Source organism: Aminobacter sp. J41 (assembly GCF_000526635.1).
Taxonomy (GTDB): domain Bacteria; phylum Pseudomonadota; class Alphaproteobacteria; order Rhizobiales; family Rhizobiaceae; genus Aerobium.
The window spans coordinates 22839-42995 of the sequence record NZ_JAGL01000002.1 but is presented as its reverse complement, the minus strand read 5'-3'; the positions used below and the strand labels follow the sequence as shown (position 1 = coordinate 42995).

Genomic DNA, 20157 nt, shown 5'->3' with positions numbered 1-20157 from the left:
ATGTCCGAACTCGAAGAAAACCTGAAGAAGGCCAATGCCTGGCTCGAGCGGTTCCGCGCCGAGGGCGTGAAGAACCAGATCGCCGGAGAGGCAGTCGACGCCGCTGACGGCGCGACCTTCGACACGATTTCGCCAATCGATCTCAAGCCTTTGGCCAAGGTTGCTCGCGGCAAGGCGGAAGATATCGACCGGGCGGCCAAGGCCGCGAAGGCGGCGTTCCCTGAATGGTCGCGGATTGATGGCGACAAGCGCAAGAAGCTTCTGCACAAGGTGGCGGACGCGATCGTTGCCCGCGCTGAGGAAATCGCTTTCGTCGAGTGCATGGACACCGGCCAAGCGCTGAAATTCATGTCGAAGGCGGCCCTGCGCGGCGCCGAAAACTTCCGCTTCTTTGCCGACCGCGCGCCGGAAGCACGCGACGGCAAGGCACTGCGGGGTCCCGGCCAGGTCAACATGACGACACGCGTGCCGATCGGCCCTGTCGGCATCATCACGCCGTGGAACACGCCGTTCATGCTGTCGACCTGGAAGATTGCACCGGCGCTGGCTGCCGGCTGTACTGTGGTGCACAAACCGGCGGAACTTTCGCCGCTTACCGCGCGGCTGCTGGTCGAGATCGCCGAGGAAGCTGGCCTGCCGAAGGGCGTCTGGAACCTCGTCAACGGCTTTGGCGAGGAGGCCGGCAAGGCGCTGACCGAGCATCCCGACATCAAGGCGATCGGCTTCGTCGGCGAGAGCCGCACTGGCTCGCTGATCATGAAGCAGGGCGCCGATACGCTGAAGCGCGTTCACTTCGAGCTCGGCGGCAAGAACCCGGTGGTCGTGTTCGCTGACGCCGACCTCGAGCGCGCCGCAGATGCTGCCGTTTTCATGATCTACTCGCTCAATGGCGAGCGCTGCACGTCGTCGTCGCGCCTGCTGGTCGAGGCGTCGATCCATGACGAGTTCGTGGCGAAGGTTGCCGAGAAGGCCAAGCGCATCAAGATCGGCCATCCGCTCGACCCGAAGACGGTGATCGGTCCGCTGATCCATCCGGATCACGAGAAGAAGGTGCTTTCGTATTTCGACCTCGCCAAGCAGGAAGGCGCGACCATCGCCGCCGGCGGGCGCAAGGTCGAGGGCGAGGGCTGCTATGTCGAGCCGACGCTGTTCACCAACGCGAACAACACCATGCGCATCGCCCAGGAGGAAATTTTTGGGCCGGTGCTGACCGCGATCCCGTTCAAGGATGAGGAAGGAGCAATCGCACTGGCCAACGGGGTCAATTACGGCCTTGCCGGCTACCTCTGGACCTCGGACGTGACCCGCGCCTTCCGGTTCTCCGATGCGATGGATTCCGGCATGATCTGGGTGAACTCGGAAAACGTCCGCCACCTGCCGACGCCATTCGGCGGCATGAAGAGCTCCGGCATCGGGCGTGATGGCGGCGACTGGTCGTTCGACTTCTACATGGAGACGAAGAACATCTCGTTCGCCACGCTCGCCCATGCAGTGCCGAAGCTCGGCGGTTGATTAGAATCAAGAAGTAAGAGGCTTTTCTTCGCCATAGTTGGCATGAGGAAAAGCGGAGGAGCACATGCCAGTACCAGCACCAAATCTGTCGCCAGCGTTCAACATCGTGCGGCTGAGCCACGTCGAGCTCGTCGTGCGCGACATTGCCGTCAGCAAGGCGTTCTATGTCGACACGCTCGGCATGCAGGTCACCTACGAGGACAGCGAGACGCTCTGCCTGCGGGCGATGGAGGAACGCGGCCACCACAGCATCGTCCTGAAGAAGGGCAGCGAGCCGGTCGCGAACGTGATGGGGTTCAAGGTCTTTTCCGAGGAGGACCTGGACAAGGCGGAAGCGTTCTTTGCGGAGAAGGGGCTGCCAATCGCCTGGGTCGAGCGCCCGCACCAAGGGCGCACGCTGCGCACGACCGACCTCTTCGGCGTGCCGATCGAGTTCTACAACAAGATGGAGCGGCTGCCGCCCATCCACCAGAAGTACGCGCTGTATCGCGGCGTGAAGCCGCTGCGCATCGACCACTTCAACTTCTTCACGACCAATGTCGACGAATCCGTCGCATTCTGGAACGAGATGGGTTTTCGCGTCACGGAGTATACGGAAGACTCCGAAACCGGGCGGCTCTGGGCGGCGTGGATGCACCGCAAGGGCGGCGTGCATGACGTGGCCTTTACCAACGGCCGCGGCCCGCGCCTGCACCACACTGCGTTCTGGGTACCAACGCCGCTCAACATCATCGACCTGCTCGATCTGATGTCGACCACCGGCTATCTCGCCAACATCGAGCGCGGCCCGGGCCGTCACGGCATTTCGAATGCCTTCTTCCTCTATGTGCGGGATCCGGACGGCCACCGCATCGAGATCTACTGCTCCGACTACCAGACCTGCGACCCGGACCTTGAGCCGATCCGCTGGGATCTCAAGGACCCGCAGCGCCAGACCCTTTGGGGCGCCCCGGCTCCGCGCAGCTGGTTCGAGGAAGGTTCGGTCTTCCCCGGCACCGAGGTGCAGGAGCCGTCGCTCAAGGCCCAGCCGATCATCGCCCCATAGGAATCCGCCCATGACCCGACCACGTCTTGCAAGCTTTCATGCCGAGGGTGCCGACCGCTATGGCATGATGACAGATCGCGGCATGATCGACCTCTACGCGCGGTACCATAACCGCTGGCCGAGCTTGCAGGCCGTGGTCGAGAAGGGCGACCTGCACGAGCTTGCTGAACTCGGCGAGAAATATCCGGTCACCTATTTCGAGAACGAGATCACGTTCCTCAGGCCGCTCGCCTCGCCAGAAAAAATCATCTGCGTCGGGGTGAACTATCCGGACCGCAACGAGGAGTACAAGGACGGGCAGGAGGCTCCGCGCTATCCGTCGCTGTTCCCGCGCTTTCCCCGCTCCTTCGTCGGCCACGGTCACCCTCTGGTCCGCCCGAAGGCCTCGGAGCAGCTCGACTATGAGGGTGAGGTCGTCCTCGTCATCGGCAAGGGCGGCCGGCATATCCCGGAAGCGGATGCATTGAATCACGTTGCGGCGATAACTCTCTGCAATGAAGGCACAATTCGCGACTGGGTACGGCATGCAAAGTTCAACGTCACCCAAGGCAAGAACTTTGAGTCCTCTGCCGCGATGGGCCCGTGGCTTGTTCCTTTTACCGACGAAGCGCAGATCGCCGACATCCGCCTGACAACGCGGGTCAACGGCGAAGTCCGTCAGGACGACCGCACCTCGCGGATGATCTTCTCGTTCCGCCGGCTCATCAACTACATCTCGACCTTCACGACGCTGGTGCCGGGCGATGTCATCGTCACCGGCACGCCAACCGGCGCAGGAGCGCGGCTCGATCCCCCGGTGTGGCTGAAGCCCGGGGACGTGGTCGAGGTGGAGGCCGAAGGCATCGGCATCCTGCGCAATGGCGTCACCGATGAGGTCATCGAATGACGCCGCAGGAGATCGAGCAGGCCGCAGCGGCGCTCGACGAGGCGGAGCGGACGCGCAAGCAGATCGGGCTTCTGTCGCTGCGCTTTCCGGGCATGACGATGGACGACGCCTATTCCGTCCAGGCGGCATGGACCGCAAGGAAGCTGCGCGAGGGTAGGCGCATCATCGGCCGCAAGATCGGCCTCACGTCAAAGGCAATGCAGCAGGCGCTCAATATCGACATTCCGGATTCCGGTGTGCTGTTTGACGACATGCTGTTCGAGAACGGCGCGACAATTCCGGCCGGCCGCTTCATCCAGCCGCGTATAGAGGCTGAGATCGCATTCGTGATGAAGTCGGATCTCGCTGGGCCGGATGTGACTGTCGCCGATGTGCTGGCGGCCACCGACTACGTGGTGCCATCGCTCGAAATCCTCGACACGCGAATCCTTCGCGTTGATCCGGAGACGAAGAAGACCCGCAACATCTGCGACACGATCGCGGACAACGCCGCGGATGCCGGGCTGGTGCTCGGCGAGCAGAGGCTAGATCCGCGCCAGATCGACATGCGCTGGATGGGAGCGATCGTCTTTCGCGACGGGGAGGTCGAGGAAACCGGCCTTGGCGCGGGGGTGCTGAATGATCCGGCGGCCGGGATCGCCTGGCTCGCCAACCGGCTGGCGATCTATGGCGACAGCATCCGCGCGGGCGAGGTGGTGCTGTCTGGCTCGTTCGTGCGGCCGGTGGAGGCCCCCTCCGGCTCGCACATCGTCGCGGATTTCGGCGCCTTCGGCACCGTGGAGTGCCGCTTCGGCTAATCAGACGAACGGTTTCGCCGGATTGTAGCGGCGCGGCAGCAGGCGCTCGAAATAGGCGCGGCCTGTCGCCGAGAGACGGTTCTCGTCGGCATCGAGAAAATCGTCTGGCATGTGGCGCGTCTTGCCCGCGACATTTTCGAGCGGGACCTTGCGGGTGACGATGCGGCTGCCGTCATACTGCAACGCGACCGAGCCGCCGCCTTCGCCGGCAACCGTCACCGCGTAGGCACCGGCGTCGAACGCTTCCTGCGCATCGACCGGGCTGATCATGCCGATATTGCCGCGAGGCAGGTAGCCAAAGGTGTCGACGCGGGCGCGAATGCCCTTGAGGTCCTCGGCGATGACGCGCTCGATCGCCTGGCCGAGGTCTGTGCCGGACAGGCGGATGTTGCCGTGCGCGTCGCGCTCCAGCATTTCCGGCGGCACCAGTTCCTCCACCATCGACTTGCCGGACCGCGACGAGATGCCCTCGGAAATGGCGACGATGCAGCGGCCGTGCTTTGCCATCACGCGCTTGACGTCATCGACGAACCGGTGGCGCTCGAAGGCGCGCTCCGGCACGTAGACGAGATGCGGACCGCTGTCGTCATCGAGGCGCCAGGCGGTCGAAGCAGCAGTCAGGAAGCCGGCATGGCGGCCCATGACGATGCCGCAGTAGAGGCCGGGCAGTGCGCGGAAGTCGAGATCAACCGACAGGAAAGAGGCAGCGACGAATTCGGCAGCCGAGATGAAGCCCGGCGTGTGGTCATTTTCCTCGAGATCGTTGTCGATGGTCTTCGGCGCGTGGACGAAGGCAATGTCCCCACCGGCCGCGTCGCGCAGGATCGCCTGCGTGCCCGAGGTGTCGTTGCCGCCGATGTAGATGAAGGCGGTGGCGCCGATCGAACGCAGGCCCTTGAGGATCTTTTCGCAGTAGGCGGCATCCGGCTTGTCGCGGGTCGAACCGAGCGCCGCACTTGGCGTCGCCGCGATCTGCCGGAGCTGCTCTTCCGGTATGCTGGACAGATCCACGAGGTCGCCATCGCGGATACCGCGAACGCCATAGCGCGATCCGAGAATTCGGCAGCCTGGATGCTGACGCCGCGCTTCCAGCACGATGCCAGCCAGTGTCTGGTTGATCACCGCGGTTGGGCCGCCGCCCTGCGCAATCACGAATGTCTCGCTCACGGCATCCTCCTCAAACTGTGATTATCTCTTAAATCGATTGAAGTGTCGGTTCAATGATCCAGGTCACTATCCGAACGGCGAAGTCGAGCTAGATCATGCACAAACGGTTCTTGAAAGGATCATCACATGCGTGGACGTATCGCAACCACAGTGCTTTTGCTGGCCGCCCTGACGACGCCCTTGATGGCTGAGGAAAGGCGGCCGGACGCTCGGAAATTGACGTGCCAGCAGGTTCAGGACCTGATCTGGCAGCGCGGCGCGGCAGTCATCACGACCGGCCAGTACACGTATGAGCGCTTCGTGTCTGCGCGCGGCTTTTGCGAAACGCCCTATGTGCCGCGCCCGCGGCGTATCAGCACCCGCGACACCGACCGCTGCGAGGTCTATGCGTGCGAGCGCGATCCGTTCGAGGACATGTTCGAGCGCTGGTAAGGCGCTCGACTGCCTTAGGCGCGCCGCTCGATCTTCCTGTCCAGATAGCTGCCGGCGAAGCGCGCGATGCGGCTTGCCGCCTCGCGCAGCAACTCGTCCGGCTGGCAAAGGCTGATGCGGATGTGACCGCTCGCCGACTTGCCAAAGCTGCGGCCCGGCATGACGGCGACCTGCTCATTGTTGAGCAGGCCCCACGCGAAGGCTTCGTCGTCCGGCTCCACGGCTGAGACGTCCAGCATGACATACATGCCGCCTTCTGACCCGCGCACGCCGATCCCGTTCATGCTGCGCACGGCGTCGAGGAACACGGCGCGGCGCTCCGCGTAACGCGCCGCGATCTCCGCGACGCCGTGGTTGTTCTCCAGCGCATCGATGGCTGCACGCGACAGGAAGTCCGGCAGACCGTAGGTCGAAACGAGGTTGAGGCTGACCATCCGTTCGATGATCGCCTGCGGCCCCGTGAGCCAGCCGATGCGCCAGCCGGTCATGCCGTGGCTCTTCGACATCGAGTTCACGACCAGCGTGCGCTCGGCCATGCCGGGTAGCGAGCGCGGCGACAGGTGCTGGTGGTTGCCGCCGATCGTCCAGTAGACCTCGTCGGAGATCAACCACAGGTCATGCCGGCGGCAGATGTCTGCGATGCCTTCCAGCGTCTCGCGGGTGTAGACCGCACCAGTCGGGTTGTTCGGCGTGTTGATGAGGATCACGCGCGTGTTGGGGCGAACGGCCGCTTCGATGTCCGCGGCGCGCGGCTGGAAGCCGTTCTCCGCAGGAGCATCGACCACCGAAATATCCACCAGCGCCGAACGGAAGGTCGGCGGATAGGTGGCGTAGTAGGGTGAGACGATGATGGCGTGGTCGCCAGGATCGGTCGCCGCCAGGCTTGCCGCAAACAGCGCCGCCTGGCCGCCGGGCGTCCCGATCACTTCCTGCCAGGTCGTCTCGACGCCTGTGCAGGCGGCCGACGCTTTCGCCATGGCCTCGCGCAGGCGCGGAATGCCGGCAAGCTGCGTGTAGTGGTGGTGCCCGGCGCGAAGCTCGCGCACGCAAGCCTCCACCGTCGCCTCGGGCGTGTGGAAATCATGGTCGCCGACCGACAGCATGATGATCGGCTCGCCCGCCTGGCGGCGCGTCATTGCTTCGAAGTGAACCTCCCAGCCGTCCTTGCCGGAAGGGGTGATTCCGGCAACACGCGATGAAAGTCGTGGCATTTTCGTCTCTCTGTCTGCGGCGGCTCAGGCCGTGAGCCGCACATTCTCCGAATTCCAAAGGGGCGGTCCGGGTGGATCGTCGCTGTGTAGCGCGCGCCGAAGATCTCGACTCCACCTTTTCGCCGGGGACTGCAAGACAGCTGCGCGATGGATTGATCAACCCGATGGCCCCAGCCGCCCGAAAGCGTCTCCCCGGCGATGCGATCTTCGTGCCAGAGCGTCGACACGTAGGGTGCCTCGGAGGGACCCGAATTGTCGATGGTGAGAACCACGAATTTTCTTGATGAACCCTTCTGCTTTTCTGACAAGAGCGCGTTCTTGCCGATGAAACCCGCTTATCCCAGCCTCCCCACACACGCCTGCTGGGCCAAAGGATTTGCCTGGCGTGACGGTTTCGCCTATGCCTCGCTCGCGAAACGGAACGATTTGCCCCTCAGGCACCGAAAAGGCGTGACATGCTCGCACCAGACACGAAGATCGGAATGTCCGAAAGAACAGCGATCGTCGATGAAGCGCTGAACTCGCGGAAGTCCGTACGCGCGTTCCTGCCTGATCCTGTCGACGAAGAGACGATCAAGGATATCTTGCGCGTCGCCTCGCGCGCGCCATCCGGGACCAACATGCAGCCGTGGAAGGTCTATGTCCTCACCGGCGAGAAAAAGCAGCAGGTCACGGACGCGATCCTCAACAGCGGGATCCGCCCTGAGAAGGCAGTGTGGGACGAGTATGTCTACTATCCCGACCACTTCTTCGAGCCCTACCTGACGCGACGCCGCACCGTCGGCTTCGCTCTCTACAGCGCGCTCGGCATCGGCAGGCGCGAGGTGGAGAGAATGCGCGCGCAGCACGATCGTAACTTCACCTTCTTTGATGCGCCGGTCGGCATGATCTTCACCATCGACCGCAGGCTCAATAAGGGCTCGTGGATCGACCACGGCATGTTCTTGCAATCCATCATGATCGCGGCGCGGGGCAGGGGACTAGACACCTGCCCGCAAGCGGCCTTCGCGCCCTACCACCGCCAGATCAGGCCGCTACTCAATATCCCCGACGAGGAGATCGTCGTCTGCGGCATGGCCCTGGGCTACGAGGATCCGACCAAGCCCGAGAACAGCCTGCGCACCGAGCGCGCGCCGCTGGAAGAATTCGTGACCTTCGTCCGCTAGGGGACGGGGGCTTTTCCTCCGTCCGCTTGCGCATCTCGCAGCCTCGCCTAACTATGCGAGGGCTCACTCACCACGGGACAGCCCGCACGCATGACGCTGCCTATCCGCCCCATCCCCCGACTCCTGATTGTCCTGATGCTGCTGCTCGGCGGCCAGGCACTGGCCCAGGACGCTGGCGATGGGACGGAGGCACCGGCGACCCTCGCCGTCGAGAGCGAGAACGCCGCTGCCGATCAGAGCGAGAAGATCGCAGCGATTGCAAAACGCACCGACCAGCTCAAGGCGCAGATGGAGCTGAACGCCACCGACGATGGCGTGCTTGCAGAAATCCGCGCCCAGCTCGAGGAAATGAACCGCGAGCTGCTGGGAAGCGGAGCGGCGTTCCGGCCGAGGCTGGAAGCGATCAACGCCCGCCTCGACGAAATTGGTGCGGCGGCCGACGGTGAGCCGGCGACGCTTGCAGCCGAGCGCCAGAACCTGACCACCGAGAAGACGAGCATCAATACGCGGCTGGGCGAGGCCGAGGCGCTGTCGGTGCGTATCAGCGGCATGGTGGAGGAGATCGCCCGCACGCGGCGCGAGCTGTTCGCTAACACCCTCTCGCGGCGCTACGACATCGGCGCGGCGATCAACCAGGATGTCTTGCGCGACCTCGCCACCGAAAGCGGTAAGCTCACGAGCGCGGTCGCGTCGTGGCTGCGCTTCGTCCTCAACTACAAGCTGCCGAGCGTTCTCCTGGCGACGGCCTTGGCGCTGCTCGCCGCCTTCGCGCTCTCATTCGGCGGCAGGCGGCTGTTCGGGCGTACGTTCGTTGCCGACCCGGAGACGCTTGATCCGACCTACCTCAGTCGCCTGTCCGTTACCTTCTGGTCGACGCTGATCCCGACGGCGGCACTGGCGGTCTTCTTCGCGGCAACCTGGTTCCTCTACGACTACTTTGGGATCCTCAGGCGCGACATCGACCAGCTGATGATCGCGCTGTTCAACGTCATTGCCGTCGTTTTCTTCGTCTACCGGCTGGCGAGCGGCATCTTCTCGCCGAAGCTGCCGGCCTGGCGGCTCCTGCCGGTGCGCACGCCCGCAGCGCACACCCTGTTCTGGCTCGTCTTCTTCACAGCGCTGGTCACGGCAGGCGACTTCTTCGGCGGCCGCGTCAACGAGATCATGCGCTCGCCGCTTTCGCTGACCGTCGCCAAGAGTTTCTTCGCAACGGTGATCGTCGGCCTGCTGGTAATCTCGTTTGGTTGGGTACGTCCGTTCGAGGACGAAGAGGGCCGACCAAAGCGCTGGCACCCGCTATTCCGCGCCTTTGTTTACCTGGTCGGCGGCGGCACCATCATCGCGGCTTTCCTCGGCTACATCGGGCTTGCGCGGTTCATCTCGCAGCAGATCGTCGTCACCGGCGGGATCCTGACGACAATGTACATCGGCTACCTGTCGGCCAGCGCGATTTCCGAAATTGGTGCGTTCAAGCGCAGCCGTCTGGGGCGCAAGCTGAGTGATCGTTTCAGCCTCGACGAGGCAACCGAGGATCAGATCGGTCTCGCCCTGTCGATGATGATCAACATCATGGTGCTGGCGATCGGCCTGCCGCTGATCTTCCTGCAGTGGGGCTTCCGCTGGGGCGACATCAGTTCGTGGACCTATAACTTCGCCAACGAGATCCGGATTGGCTCGATCTCCTTCTCGCTGATCGGCATCGTCACCGGCATCGTCGTATTCATGGTCGGCTACTTCGCCACCCGCGCCTTCCAGCGCTGGCTGGACGGCAAGGTGATGGCGCGCGGACGTGTCGACGCGGGCGTACGCAATTCCGTCAGCACAGCGGTCGGCTACGCCGGTGTCCTGATCGCCGGCCTGATCGGCCTGTCGGCCGCGGGTATCGATCTCTCCAGCTTTGCGCTGGTCGCCGGTGCGCTCTCCGTCGGTATCGGTTTTGGCCTGCAGAACATCGTCAATAACTTCGTGTCCGGCCTAATCCTGCTCGCCGAACGGCCGTTCAAGGTAGGCGACTGGATCGTCGCGGGCGGCTTCGAGGGCAATGTCCGCAAGATCAGCGTCCGCGCGACGGAGATAGAGACGTTCCAGCGCCAGACCGTGATCATGCCGAACTCGACCTTCATCAATGCGGCGCTAGGCAACTGGACCCATCGCAACCGTCTCGGCCGCGTTGACATTCCAATCGTCGTGCACTTCTCCAACGACCCGCGCGTCGTGCATGCGGTGCTGACGGCGGTCGTCACCGGACATCCGCAGACGTTGAAGAACCCGGCGCCGTCTGTCACCTTCGACGGCTTCACCGATGCCGCGCTCAACTTCACCATCAAGGCCTTCGTCGCCGACATCACCAGCACCACCTCGTACAAGAACGAACTGCGTTTCCAGATCGTCGAGCGCTTCAAGGCTGAAGGGATCAACGTCGGCGCGCCAGCCTGATCTTCGTTCAGTTGGCGTTCAGCTTGGTTCCACTATAGAAATTCGCGAAGGGAATGATCCCCGCGCCCAAGGGTGGGAGGCATCGAAAGCAGATGAGCAGAATCATCCAGGTTGCGACGCTGTCGCTGGCGATTGCCTCGCCTGCCATGGCGCGGGCTGCGACGGTGACCAACCTCGACGATGTCGACTACACGCTTGCGGTCACTGAAGGCACGACTCAGTCGCAGGTCACGGTCGCGGCGGGTGAGTCGATCGAGATTTGTTCGCAGGGCTGCTTCCTGACCATGCCGAACGGCGACCGTGAGGTGCTGACCGGCCCCGAACAGCTCCAGATCCAGGACGGACGCATCAAAGTCCAGTAGGCGATCAACAGGAAGCGCCGCGCTCGTCGCGCGGCGTTTGTCCAATGTCGCAAACAGGCTTCGTGCCGCCTGCGTCATCGCCCTATAGTCCCCCGGCAATATCGTGTCGGAGCATAGTGGGCATGGCAGAATTTCCGAGCAAGGCGAAGGTCGTCATCATCGGCCTCGGTGGCATCGTCGGCGCATCGATCGCGCATCATCTGGTCGAGCGCGGCTGGGATGACATTGTCGGCATCGACAAGTCGGGCATTCCGACGGACATCGGCTCGACCGCACACGCCTCCGACTTCTGCTACACGACCAGCCACGACTACCTGTCGGTCTGGACGACGCAGTACTCGATCGATTTCTACGAGAAGATGGGGCACTACGCCCGCATCGGCGGCCTCGAGATCGCGCGCGCCGGCGACGAAACCTGGATCGAGGAGATCAAGCGCAAGCTGACCTCTGCGAAGGCATTCGGCACCCGCGCGCACTACGTCTCGCCGGAAGAAATCAAGAAACTGTTCCCGCTGATCGAGCAGGACAAGGTGATGGGCGGCATGTTCGATCCGGACGCCGGCCTCGTCATCCCGCGCTCGCAGACAGTGGCGGGCAAGCTGGTTGATGCAGCCGAGAAGGCTGGCAAGCTGCGCGCCTTCGCCAACACTCCGGCACAGTCGCTGATCGTCGAGAACAGCCGCATCAAGGGCGTCGTCACCCACCGCGGCACGATCGAAGCGGACCATGTGATCGTTGCGGCAGGCCTCTGGGGCCGCCTGATCGCGGAAATGGTCGGGGAGGACCTGCCGGTGATGCCGGTCGACCACCCGCTCACCTTCTTCGGCCCGTTCGGTGAGTTCGCCGGAACCGGCAAGGAGATCGGCTACCCGCTGCTGCGCGACCAGGGCAACTCGGCCTACATGCGCGACACCGGGGACCCGAAGACCACCGAGGGCGGCCAGATCGAGTGGGGCTACTACGAGACGGACAATCCGCGCCTCTGCCACCCGCGCGAACTCCTGGAAAAGCACGAGGCGCGCCTGTCGCCGTCGCAACGCGACCTTGAGATGGAACAGATTCTCGAGCCGCTGGAGCGCGCGATCGAGCTGACGCCGATCCTTGGCGAGCTCGGCTACAATGAAAGCCACTCCTTCAACGGCCTGCTGCAGGTCTCGGCCGCAGGCGGTGCGTCCTGCGGCGAGAGCCAGAAGGTGAGGGGCCTCTGGTACTGCGTCGGCATCTGGGTCAAGGATGGCCCGGGCTACGGCAAGCTGATTGCTGACTGGATGACCGACGGCCGCACCTCGATCGACCATTCGTCGATCGACTACGCCCGCTTCTACCCGCACCAGCTGGGCGAGAAGTTCATCGAAGGCCGCTGCTACGAAGCCGCGCAAAAGATCTACTTCCCGGCCGTGCACCCGCGCGAGCCTTATGCGACCGGCCGCAACATCCGCCGTTCGCCGTTCTACGAGCGTGAGGTCGAACTCGGCGGCTACTTCATGGAACTGGGCGGCTGGGAACGCGCGCACGGCTACGCTGCCAACGAGCACCTGCTCGAAAAGTACGGTGACCGCGTGCCGGTCCGCGAGAACGAGTGGGACAACCGCCACTTCTGGCGCGTGTCGAACGCCGAGCATCTCGCCATGAGCGAGGATTGCGGCATCGTAAACTTGTCGCACTTTGCGATCTACGATGTCGAAGGTCCCGACCACGTCGAACTGATGGAGTGGCTCTGCGCGGCGAAGATTGGCGGCGACGGAAATATCGGAAAGGGCATCTATACCCATTTCCTCGATGACGAAGGCATGGTGCGGGCTGACCTGACGGTCATCCGCATGGCGGACCGCTGCCGCGTCATCGACGGTGCCGATGCCGGCCCCCGTGACTTCCACTACATGCGCCGCGTCGCCGAGGACAAAGGCTTCGACGTCACCATCACCGACGTCACCGAGAAGTACGTCACCATCGGCATCTGGGGCCCGAACGCACGCGTCACGCTGCAGAAGGTGGTCGAGGACCCGGCAGGGCTCTCGCCGGAAAACTTCCCGTTCGCGGCGATCAAGCCGATCCGCATTGCCGGCAAGGACGTCACCGCCTTCCGCATCTCCTATGTCGGCGAGCAGGGCTGGGAGCTGCACATGCGTTATGAGGACGGCCTGGCCGTCTGGGACGCGCTGCGCTCAACCGGCGTGATGGCGTTCGGCGTCGAGACCTATGCGAACTCGCGCCGCATGGAGAAGAGCCTGCGCCTGCAGAACGCGGACCTCATCACCCAGTACAACCTCATTGAGGCAGACCTTGCGCGCCCGAAGGTCAAGGAAGCGGACTTCCGCGGCAAGGCCAAGCACCTCGAATACAAGGCGCGGGCACACCAGCCGGCAATGCTCTGCACGCTGGTGATGACGGAAAACACCGACTCGAATGGCGTCAAGCGTTACCCCGTCGGCAACATGCCGGTGCTTGATCCGGAGACGAAGGAAGTGCTGGTCGACGAACTCGGTCGCCGCTCCTACACGACCTCGGTCGCTTACGGCCCGACCATCGGCAAGAACATCGCGCTCGCTTACCTGCCGTGGGCGTACTGCCAGGAAGGCCGCAAGCTCGAGGTCGTCTACTTCAACGAGACCTACCCGGTCGAGGTCGCGGCGGTCGGCTACCAGCCGCTGTATGACCCGGAGAATCTCAAGCCGCGCAGCTAGGATTCGCGCTACTGAGATACGAACAGCCCGGAGAGCATGACGCTCTCCGGGCTGTTTACGTAACGTCATCGTGATCGACGCTCCGCCTTCTTCTTCCTTCCAGGGCCTGTTCTTGAAGCCGTCATTCCGTATCCTTTCGGAATGACGTGGTTCCGGCAAACGCGGTTTGCCTTGCTGGCGAGCCTGATCCCATCGGTCGCGGCCGTGGCTGAGGGTGTTTGTGCCGAACCGGTGGATGTCGAACTAATTCTCGCTGTCGACGTCTCGCTTTCCATGTCCCCGGACGAACTGGCGATCCAGCGCGACGGATATGTCGCTGCGCTGACGCATGAACAGGTGATCCGGGCGATCCAGGACGGCGTGCACGGCAAGATCGCTCTCACCTACATGGAATGGGCCGGGGTGCCGATGCAGAACGTCGTCGTTCCCTGGACGGTCATCTCCAACCGGGAGGAGGCAGAAGCGTTCGCCCAAAAGCTGACGGTGCATCCGCCAGCAAGCGCGCGGCGCACCTCGCTGTCCGCAGCGCTCCATTTCGCTTCTGATCTTTTCGCCGAGAGCAGTTATTCGGGCACCAAACGCGTGGTCGACATTTCAGGGGACGGGCCGAATAACCAGGGAAGCCTGGTGACGGCCGCACGCGACGCATTGGTGGAGCAGGGGATCGTCATCAACGGCCTGCCGCTGATGACCCGCGGCACCGGCTTCGTCAGCGCGTATGACGTCGCCGATCTCGACCTCTACTACCAGAACTGTGTCGTCGGCGGGCCGGGATCGTTCATGATCCCTGTCAACGACTGGTCGCAGTTTCCCGAGGCGGTGCGGCGCAAGCTGGTGCTGGAACTAGCGGGACCCGCGCCCGGCGAGGCTCTGCCCATCGCGGCCGCCAAGGCCACACCAGAAGTCGACTGCGAGGTCGGGGAAAAGATGTGGCGCCAGCGGAACTACATCTGGGACAGTCGCTGACGCATCAGGCCGCCAGCTTGCGGTCGAGACGCTCCTGCTGCGGCGAGCGGGCGTAAAGCTCGCGATAGCACTTCGAAAAATGCGAGGCCGAGACGAAGCCGCAAGCCACGGCGACCTCGACTACCGGCATGGTCGACTGGATCAGCAAGTGCCGCGCGCGGTCGAGCCTGATCTCGAGGTAGTAGCGCGCCGGCGAGCGGCCCATCTCCTGGCGGAACAGGCGTTCGATCTGGCGGCGCGACAGGCCGACATGATCGGCGATCTCGACCAGCGACAGCGGTTCGGAGAGGTTCGCCTCCATCAGCTCGATGATGGTCAGCACCTTGGAGTTCTGGACGCCGAGGCGGGCGCGCAGCGGCAGGCGCTGGCGGTCGCTCGGGCTGCGGACGCGGTCGGTCAGCACCTGCTCGCAGACGCGGTTGACGAGGTTGTCGTCAAAGTCGTCGCCAATGAGCTTGAGCATCATGTCAAGCGCGGCGGTGCCGCCGGCGCAGGTGTAGATGTTGCCGTCGACCTCGAACAGGTCCGCGTAGACGTTGGCCTTCGGGAATGCCTCGGCGAAGCCCGGTAGGTTCTCCCAGTGGATGGCGCAGCGCTTGCCGGACAGCAGGCCAGCTTGAGCAAGGATATGCGCGCCGGTGCACAGGCCGCCGATCGCCACGCCGCGGTTGTACTCCTCACGCAGCCAGGCAAACACACTCTTCTGGTGGTATTTCTCGACGTTGAGGCCCGAGCAGACGATCACCATCGACGGGCGGCCCTCGCCGGACATGTGGCGCCGCTCTTCCTCGAGGGAGGTATCGACACCGCATTCAACGCCATTGGAGGCGCGCACCGGCTTGCCGTCGGCACTCGCAAGCCGCCACTTGTACGCCTCGTAGCCAAGCATCCGGTTGGCCGAGCGCAGCGGCTCCAGCGCGGTCGCGAAAGCGATCATCGTAAAGTCGGGAACAAGGAAGAAGACAATCGATCTTTTGACTGCTGCTTTCACGGACGACGCTGCCTCACAGGACTACAAACCGCCAACAGGTTATGTCGCGATCAACAAAGCCACAGCAGCAAAAGGCTTGGTTGTCAATGGCGTGGCGAGGTCGCTTTTTGAACAAGATTGGGACAGGCGCAAACGCGTAAGGCGAGGGTAGGAGGGCTGCCCGGCACGGAAGGGAAGTTGCTCCGTGCCGGGAGATAGGCCGTCCTCATCGGCGGGGTTCGTCGTTGGAACGCGTCGAGCGCTCGTACATGTCCGGCCAGCCGATATCCTTCTGGATTTCCTCCGGCAGGCTCGCCACATACATCATGGTCTGCGCCTGGCGATGACGACGACGTACCTGTTCGCCAAACCGGCTGATTGCACTTAGCAGAGACATGGTCCTTCTCCTCTTCAAAAGTCGGTGTCGCATGATGTGATCCCGAGGCTGTTGACTATGGGGAAGGTCTGATGTTCAATCAAACGAAATGAACTGATCGCTAAGTTCAGAAAGTTTGATGCGGAAGGCATCGTATGAACGCACCGCTCAATCACCCGATGCCGTTGCTGGACCTCGACGTCCTGCGCACCTTCGTCGCGATCGGCGAGACGGGCAGCTTCACCCAGGCGGCGGCTGCGGTGTTCCGCACGCCCTCTGCCGTGTCGATGCAGATCAAGAAGCTGGAGGAGATGCTGGGCGTGACCGTATTTTCGCGCGACGCGCGCGCGGTGACGCTGACCAACGAAGGCGAGATGCTGATGGGTTATGCCCGCCGGCTGCTCGCGCTCAACCGCGAGGCAGTGGCGAAGTTCATCGTCCCCGATATTTCAGGCGTCGTGCGTCTCGGCTCGCCTGACGACTACGGCGAGCGCGTGTTGCCGAATGTCTTGCGCCGCTTTGCTCAGACCCATCCGTCGGTAGCGGTGGACGTCACCATCGACATGAGCGTGAATCTTTTGCGCCGGATGGCCGAGCGCCAGCTCGACATCACGCTGTTCACGGTCTGCAGGGAGGTTCCGGGCGATGCCGAGGTGCTGCTGACGGAGCCGGTCGTGTGGGGCGGCGCATGCGGCGGCACCGCGCATCTGCGTGACCCATTGCCGGTTTCGCTCTGGGAAGAAGGCTGCGTCTGGCGCGCCGACGCGCTCGATGCGCTTGGGCGGGCGGGGCGCGACTACCGCGTTGCCTATATGAGCGCGCACACCGCCGGTCAGCGGGCGGCAATATTGGCTGACCTTGCTGTCGCGCCGTTGCCGCGCTCCTTCATTGGCGAAGACATCGTGGCACTTGGGCCGGATGAGGGCCTGCCGGCGCTGTCGAACTACAATCTGGCGATGCGGGTCGCGACGGAGGCGCCGCCGCATGTGCTGGCGGCGGCGGACCATATCCGCGCGACCTTCGAATCCTTCCGCGAAACCGGAAAGTTCTGACCTACTCGCGCGCGCGCCGGGCTGCCCGCTCCTCGCGGGACCGGCGGCGCGGCACGGCTTCGCCCGAGCCGGAAGCGTCATCCGAAGGCGACTTCTTCGGCGGCAGCTTGACCTGCTCGGACAGCTTCACGAACGGATCGACTTTGTTCGGCAGCGCCATGGCGTTGACGAACAGCTGCTGGAAATGCGGTTCCAGAGCCGTCTCGATCTTCTCGATCTTCTGCACCGTCTGCTCGATCTCGCGACGATGCGTGCGGTTGAGCAGTGCCATCAGCGCGCCGTTGCCGGCGGCGTTGCCGACCGCCTTCACCTCGTCCAGCGAGCAGTCTGGAATGAGGCCAAGCACCATCGCGTATTTCGGATCGATGTACGAGCCGAACGCGCCGGCGAAGCGGATCGTGTCGACCTCGGTGATGCCCTGTTTCTCCATCAGCAGCCGGATGCCCGCATAGAGTGCCGCCTTCGCAAGCTGGATTGCGCGGACGTCGTTTTGCGTGACGGTGATGCGCGGGCTGCCATCGTGGAGCAGGTAGGAATAGGTGCGGCCGTTCTGCAGGAGGCGCGGCGACTTCGCGGCGAGCTGGCCGTCGATGACGCCATCCTCGGAAATGATGCCGGACAGGAACATCTCGGCCACGACCTCGATGATCGCCGAGCCGCAGATGCCGGTGATGCCGAGGCGCTCCGCGTCTTCCGCAAAGCCTTCCTCATCCGACCATTTTTCCGAGCCGATGATGCGGAAGCGTGGCTCCAGCGTTTCCGGATCGATGCGCACGCGTTCGATCGCGCCGGGCGCCGCACGCTGGCCGGAAGAGATTTCCGCGCCTTCGAAGGCTGGGCCGGTCGGGGAGGATGCCGCGACGACACGCTGGCTGTTGCCGAGAATGATCTCTGCGTTGGTGCCGACATCGACCAGCAGCATCATGCGGTCCTGGCGGTGCGGGCCTTCCGACAGCGTTGCGGCGGCGGCATCCGCGCCGACGTGGCCGGCAATGCACGGCAACAGGTAGACCCGCGCGCCGCGATTGACCTTGAGGCCAAGATCCCCGGCGTGCAGGTGCACCGCGCCCGATACAGCCAGCGCGAATGGCGCCTGACCGAGTTCGGTCGGATCGATACCGAGAAAGAGGTGGTGCATGATCGGGTTGGCAACGAAGACGGCATCGAGGATGTCGTCGCTTGAGACACCGCCTTCGGTGCAGACCTTGACGATCAAGTCGCTTATCGCCTCGCGCACGGCATTCGTCATCGCCTCGCGGCCATCCGGATTCATCATCACGTAGGACACGCGGCTCATCAGGTCTTCGCCGAAGCGGATCTGCGGGTTCGACGCGCCGGCAGAGGCGACGATGCGGCCCGAAAGCAGCGAGACGAGGTGCATTGCGATTGTTGTCGAGCCGATGTCGCAGGCGATGCCATAGGCCTCGTTGTGGAGGCCGGGCCAAAGGGCGATGATCGAGGGACGATCGCTCTCCGCGTCGCGGTGAACAGCGGCCGTGACGCCCCAATTCTCCTTGCGCAGAATCTTCTGCACCTGCGGCAGCAGGTAAGCGTCTAGCCGCGGGTCCTTCACCCCCCAGTCGCGCTCCAGCAGCGCCTTCAGCCGGTCGAGATCGCCGAGCGGCTTGTGCATGTCCGGCTCGTCCACTTCGACGTAGCAGAGGCGGACGGCGGGGTTGCGCTCGAAGACGCGGTCGGTCGCCGCCTTGCGGACGACCTGCGCGTTGATGACCGTGTCCTGCGGCACGTCGATGACAAGGTCGCCCTCGATCGTCGACGAGCAGGACAGGCGACGCCCGTCAGCCAGGCCTCGTACGCGCTCGTAGCGCTCCTCTTTCGGCCCCTTCGGCGAGATGTGGTCGTTGGAGGAGACGATGCCGTGCTTGGCGAAATTGCCTTCCTGCACCACTACCTGGCAGCGGCCGCAGGTGGCGCGGCCGCCGCAGACACTCTCAACATAGACGCCGAGCTGACGGGCGGCGTCGAGCACGGGCGTGCCCTTGGGGAAACGCCCCCGCTTGCCGGATGGCATGAAAAGAACGAGAGGGTCGGCAGCAGAAACAGGCGGCTTCATTTCACTTCTGACTTAGTTGGAGAGGGCGGCCCTGCGTGCTTCGCGTCCGCCACGGCGACGGCCACCACCGGCGGCTTCGCCCGGGGCATTCACCTGTACCGGGGCAGGGGCAGCGTGCTCGCCCGGCTTGTAGTCCTTGTAGGTCTTGATCCAGGTCATGCAGTCGCGGTCGGTGCCGTTGAGCACGTTCGCGCCGCGGACCATTTCCATCTCCTGCGGACGGCAGGGGTTCATGATCGCGGAGGTCATGCCCGCGCCGATCACCATCGGGATGAAGGCGGCGTTGATGCCGTGGCGGTGGGGCAGGCCGAACGAGATGTTGGAAAGGCCACAGGTCGTGTTGACCTTGAGCTCCTCGCGCAGGCGGCGCAGTAGCGCGAACACCTGGAGGCCGGCGGTGCCCATCGCACCAATCGGCATGACGAGCGGGTCGACTACGATGTCATGGGACTTGATGCCGTAGTCGGCGGCGCGCTCGACGATTTTCTTTGCGACGGCGAAGCGGACGTCCGGATCAGGCGAGATGCCGGTCTCGTCGTTCGAGATCGCGACGACCGGAACGTCATACTTTTTGCAGAGCGGCAGGATCGCCTCGAGCTTCTCTTCCTCGCCGGTGACCGAGTTGATCAGCGGACGGCCCTTGGCGACCTTGAGAGCGGCCTCGATGGCGGCCGTGACCGAGGAGTCGATCGACAGCGGAACGTCCACGAGGTCCTGAACGATCTGCAGCGTCTGAACGAGCAGGGCTGGCTCGGTCGCATTAGGGTCGACGGCGGTAACGCCCGCATTGACGTCGAGCATGGTGGCGCCAGCAGCGACCTGCTCGATCGCGTCCTTGCGCACGGTATCGAAGTTGCCCGCTACCATCTCGGCGGCGAGCTTCTTGCGGCCGGTCGGATTGATGCGCTCACCGATGACGCAGAACGGCTGGTCAAAGCCGATGACGACTTCCCGGGTCGCGGAGGCGACGATGGTGCGGGTCATAGAAGTCTCTCTCCTGAATGATATAAAGGTTTGTTTA

Annotated in this window: 17 protein-coding genes; 11 read left to right on the top strand and 6 right to left on the bottom strand. The window is 63.8% G+C overall.

Annotation, left to right across the window (positions count from 1 at the left end; translation table 11 throughout):
• From hpaE to hpaH, 4 genes are all read left to right on the top strand, one after another.
• Positions 1 to 1512 (top strand): 5-carboxymethyl-2-hydroxymuconate semialdehyde dehydrogenase, encoded by a 1512-nt coding sequence (gene hpaE, locus L630_RS0101730; protein ID WP_024846564.1) that lies wholly within the window; start codon positions 1 to 3, stop codon positions 1510 to 1512.
• Positions 1513 to 1576: 64 nt separating this feature from the next.
• Positions 1577 to 2557 (top strand): 3,4-dihydroxyphenylacetate 2,3-dioxygenase, encoded by a 981-nt coding sequence (gene hpaD, locus L630_RS0101725; protein ID WP_024846563.1) that lies wholly within the window; start codon positions 1577 to 1579, stop codon positions 2555 to 2557.
• Between the two features lie 10 nt (positions 2558 to 2567).
• Positions 2568 to 3443: a fumarylacetoacetate hydrolase family protein gene (locus L630_RS0101720; protein WP_024846562.1), complete on the top strand. Its 876-nt coding sequence runs from the start codon at positions 2568 to 2570 to the stop codon at positions 3441 to 3443.
• Positions 3440 to 4240, top strand: a complete 801-nt coding sequence (gene hpaH / locus L630_RS0101715; protein ID WP_024846561.1) for a 2-oxo-hept-4-ene-1,7-dioate hydratase — start codon at positions 3440 to 3442, stop codon at positions 4238 to 4240. The genes L630_RS0101720 and hpaH overlap by 4 nt, the downstream gene beginning before the upstream one ends.
• On the opposite strand, the gene L630_RS0101710 is transcribed toward hpaH, so the two are convergent.
• Entirely contained in the window at positions 4241 to 5407 is a 1167-nt protein-coding gene (locus L630_RS0101710) for a diphosphate--fructose-6-phosphate 1-phosphotransferase (RefSeq protein ID WP_024846560.1), read from the bottom strand.
• A gap of 126 nt (positions 5408 to 5533) precedes the next feature.
• On the opposite strand from L630_RS0101710, the gene L630_RS0101705 reads away from it, so the two are divergent.
• The gene (locus tag L630_RS0101705; RefSeq protein ID WP_024846559.1) at positions 5534 to 5839 is read left to right on the top strand and encodes a hypothetical protein; all 306 of its coding nucleotides are present in this window, start codon (positions 5534 to 5536) and stop codon (positions 5837 to 5839) included.
• A gap of 14 nt (positions 5840 to 5853) precedes the next feature.
• Here the strand turns inward: L630_RS0101705 and L630_RS0101700 are convergent, their stop codons facing one another.
• Complete coding sequence (locus L630_RS0101700; RefSeq protein ID WP_024846558.1) at positions 5854 to 7050, bottom strand: pyridoxal phosphate-dependent aminotransferase; 1197 nt, start codon at positions 7048 to 7050, stop codon at positions 5854 to 5856.
• A gap of 455 nt (positions 7051 to 7505) precedes the next feature.
• Between L630_RS0101700 and L630_RS0101695 the strand changes: the two genes are divergently transcribed.
• From L630_RS0101695 to L630_RS0101675, 5 genes are all read left to right on the top strand, one after another.
• Positions 7506 to 8216: a nitroreductase gene (locus tag L630_RS0101695; RefSeq protein WP_024846557.1), complete on the top strand. Its 711-nt coding sequence runs from the start codon at positions 7506 to 7508 to the stop codon at positions 8214 to 8216.
• A gap of 90 nt (positions 8217 to 8306) precedes the next feature.
• Positions 8307 to 10652 (top strand): mechanosensitive ion channel domain-containing protein, encoded by a 2346-nt coding sequence (locus L630_RS0101690; protein WP_024846556.1) that lies wholly within the window; start codon positions 8307 to 8309, stop codon positions 10650 to 10652.
• Between the two features lie 92 nt (positions 10653 to 10744).
• Complete coding sequence (locus L630_RS0101685; protein ID WP_024846555.1) at positions 10745 to 11014, top strand: hypothetical protein; 270 nt, start codon at positions 10745 to 10747, stop codon at positions 11012 to 11014.
• Positions 11015 to 11136: 122 nt separating this feature from the next.
• Positions 11137 to 13698 carry an FAD-dependent oxidoreductase gene (locus tag L630_RS0101680; protein WP_024846554.1) on the top strand — a complete coding sequence of 854 codons (2562 nt, stop codon included), beginning with the start codon at positions 11137 to 11139 and terminating at the stop codon, positions 13696 to 13698.
• Positions 13699 to 13839: 141 nt separating this feature from the next.
• Complete coding sequence (locus L630_RS0101675) at positions 13840 to 14664, top strand: DUF1194 domain-containing protein (RefSeq protein WP_024846553.1); 825 nt, start codon at positions 13840 to 13842, stop codon at positions 14662 to 14664.
• A 4-nt stretch (positions 14665 to 14668) separates the two neighbouring features.
• Here the strand turns inward: L630_RS0101675 and L630_RS0101670 are convergent, their stop codons facing one another.
• Positions 14669 to 15601, bottom strand: coding sequence for a GlxA family transcriptional regulator (locus tag L630_RS0101670; protein ID WP_144702795.1), 933 nt, complete (start codon positions 15599 to 15601; stop codon positions 14669 to 14671).
• A 259-nt stretch (positions 15602 to 15860) separates the two neighbouring features.
• Complete coding sequence (locus L630_RS23100; protein WP_186441323.1) at positions 15861 to 16031, bottom strand: hypothetical protein; 171 nt, start codon at positions 16029 to 16031, stop codon at positions 15861 to 15863.
• A 134-nt stretch (positions 16032 to 16165) separates the two neighbouring features.
• On the opposite strand from L630_RS23100, the gene L630_RS0101660 reads away from it, so the two are divergent.
• Positions 16166 to 17062, top strand: a complete 897-nt coding sequence (locus L630_RS0101660) for a LysR substrate-binding domain-containing protein (protein ID WP_024846551.1) — start codon at positions 16166 to 16168, stop codon at positions 17060 to 17062.
• A gap of 1 nt (position 17063) precedes the next feature.
• Here L630_RS0101660 and L630_RS0101655 read toward each other — a convergent pair whose 3' ends face one another.
• Positions 17064 to 19136, bottom strand: coding sequence for an ASKHA domain-containing protein (locus tag L630_RS0101655; protein ID WP_024846550.1), 2073 nt, complete (start codon positions 19134 to 19136; stop codon positions 17064 to 17066).
• A 12-nt stretch (positions 19137 to 19148) separates the two neighbouring features.
• Positions 19149 to 20120: a methyltetrahydrofolate cobalamin methyltransferase gene (locus tag L630_RS0101650; protein WP_024846549.1), complete on the bottom strand. Its 972-nt coding sequence runs from the start codon at positions 20118 to 20120 to the stop codon at positions 19149 to 19151.
• Positions 20121 to 20157 lie beyond the last annotated feature (37 nt).

Coding starts and splice junctions, on each gene's coding strand:
- L630_RS0101695 (WP_024846557.1), top strand. CDS start 7,506: ATGCTCGCACCAGACACGAAGATCGGAATGTCCGAAAGAACAGCGATC.
- L630_RS0101700 (WP_024846558.1), bottom strand. CDS start 7,050: ATGCCACGACTTTCATCGCGTGTTGCCGGAATCACCCCTTCCGGCAAG.
- hpaH (WP_024846561.1), top strand. CDS start 3,440: ATGACGCCGCAGGAGATCGAGCAGGCCGCAGCGGCGCTCGACGAGGCG.
- L630_RS0101705 (WP_024846559.1), top strand. CDS start 5,534: ATGCGTGGACGTATCGCAACCACAGTGCTTTTGCTGGCCGCCCTGACG.
- L630_RS0101690 (WP_024846556.1), top strand. CDS start 8,307: ATGACGCTGCCTATCCGCCCCATCCCCCGACTCCTGATTGTCCTGATG.
- L630_RS0101720 (WP_024846562.1), top strand. CDS start 2,568: ATGACCCGACCACGTCTTGCAAGCTTTCATGCCGAGGGTGCCGACCGC.
- L630_RS23100 (WP_186441323.1), bottom strand. CDS start 16,031: ATGTCTCTGCTAAGTGCAATCAGCCGGTTTGGCGAACAGGTACGTCGT.
- L630_RS0101675 (WP_024846553.1), top strand. CDS start 13,840: ATGACGTGGTTCCGGCAAACGCGGTTTGCCTTGCTGGCGAGCCTGATC.
- L630_RS0101660 (WP_024846551.1), top strand. CDS start 16,166: ATGAACGCACCGCTCAATCACCCGATGCCGTTGCTGGACCTCGACGTC.
- L630_RS0101680 (WP_024846554.1), top strand. CDS start 11,137: ATGGCAGAATTTCCGAGCAAGGCGAAGGTCGTCATCATCGGCCTCGGT.
- L630_RS0101670 (WP_144702795.1), bottom strand. CDS start 15,601: ATGATCGCTTTCGCGACCGCGCTGGAGCCGCTGCGCTCGGCCAACCGG.
- L630_RS0101650 (WP_024846549.1), bottom strand. CDS start 20,120: ATGACCCGCACCATCGTCGCCTCCGCGACCCGGGAAGTCGTCATCGGC.
- L630_RS0101655 (WP_024846550.1), bottom strand. CDS start 19,136: ATGAAGCCGCCTGTTTCTGCTGCCGACCCTCTCGTTCTTTTCATGCCA.
- L630_RS0101685 (WP_024846555.1), top strand. CDS start 10,745: ATGAGCAGAATCATCCAGGTTGCGACGCTGTCGCTGGCGATTGCCTCG.
- hpaD (WP_024846563.1), top strand. CDS start 1,577: ATGCCAGTACCAGCACCAAATCTGTCGCCAGCGTTCAACATCGTGCGG.
- hpaE (WP_024846564.1), top strand. CDS start 1: ATGTCCGAACTCGAAGAAAACCTGAAGAAGGCCAATGCCTGGCTCGAG.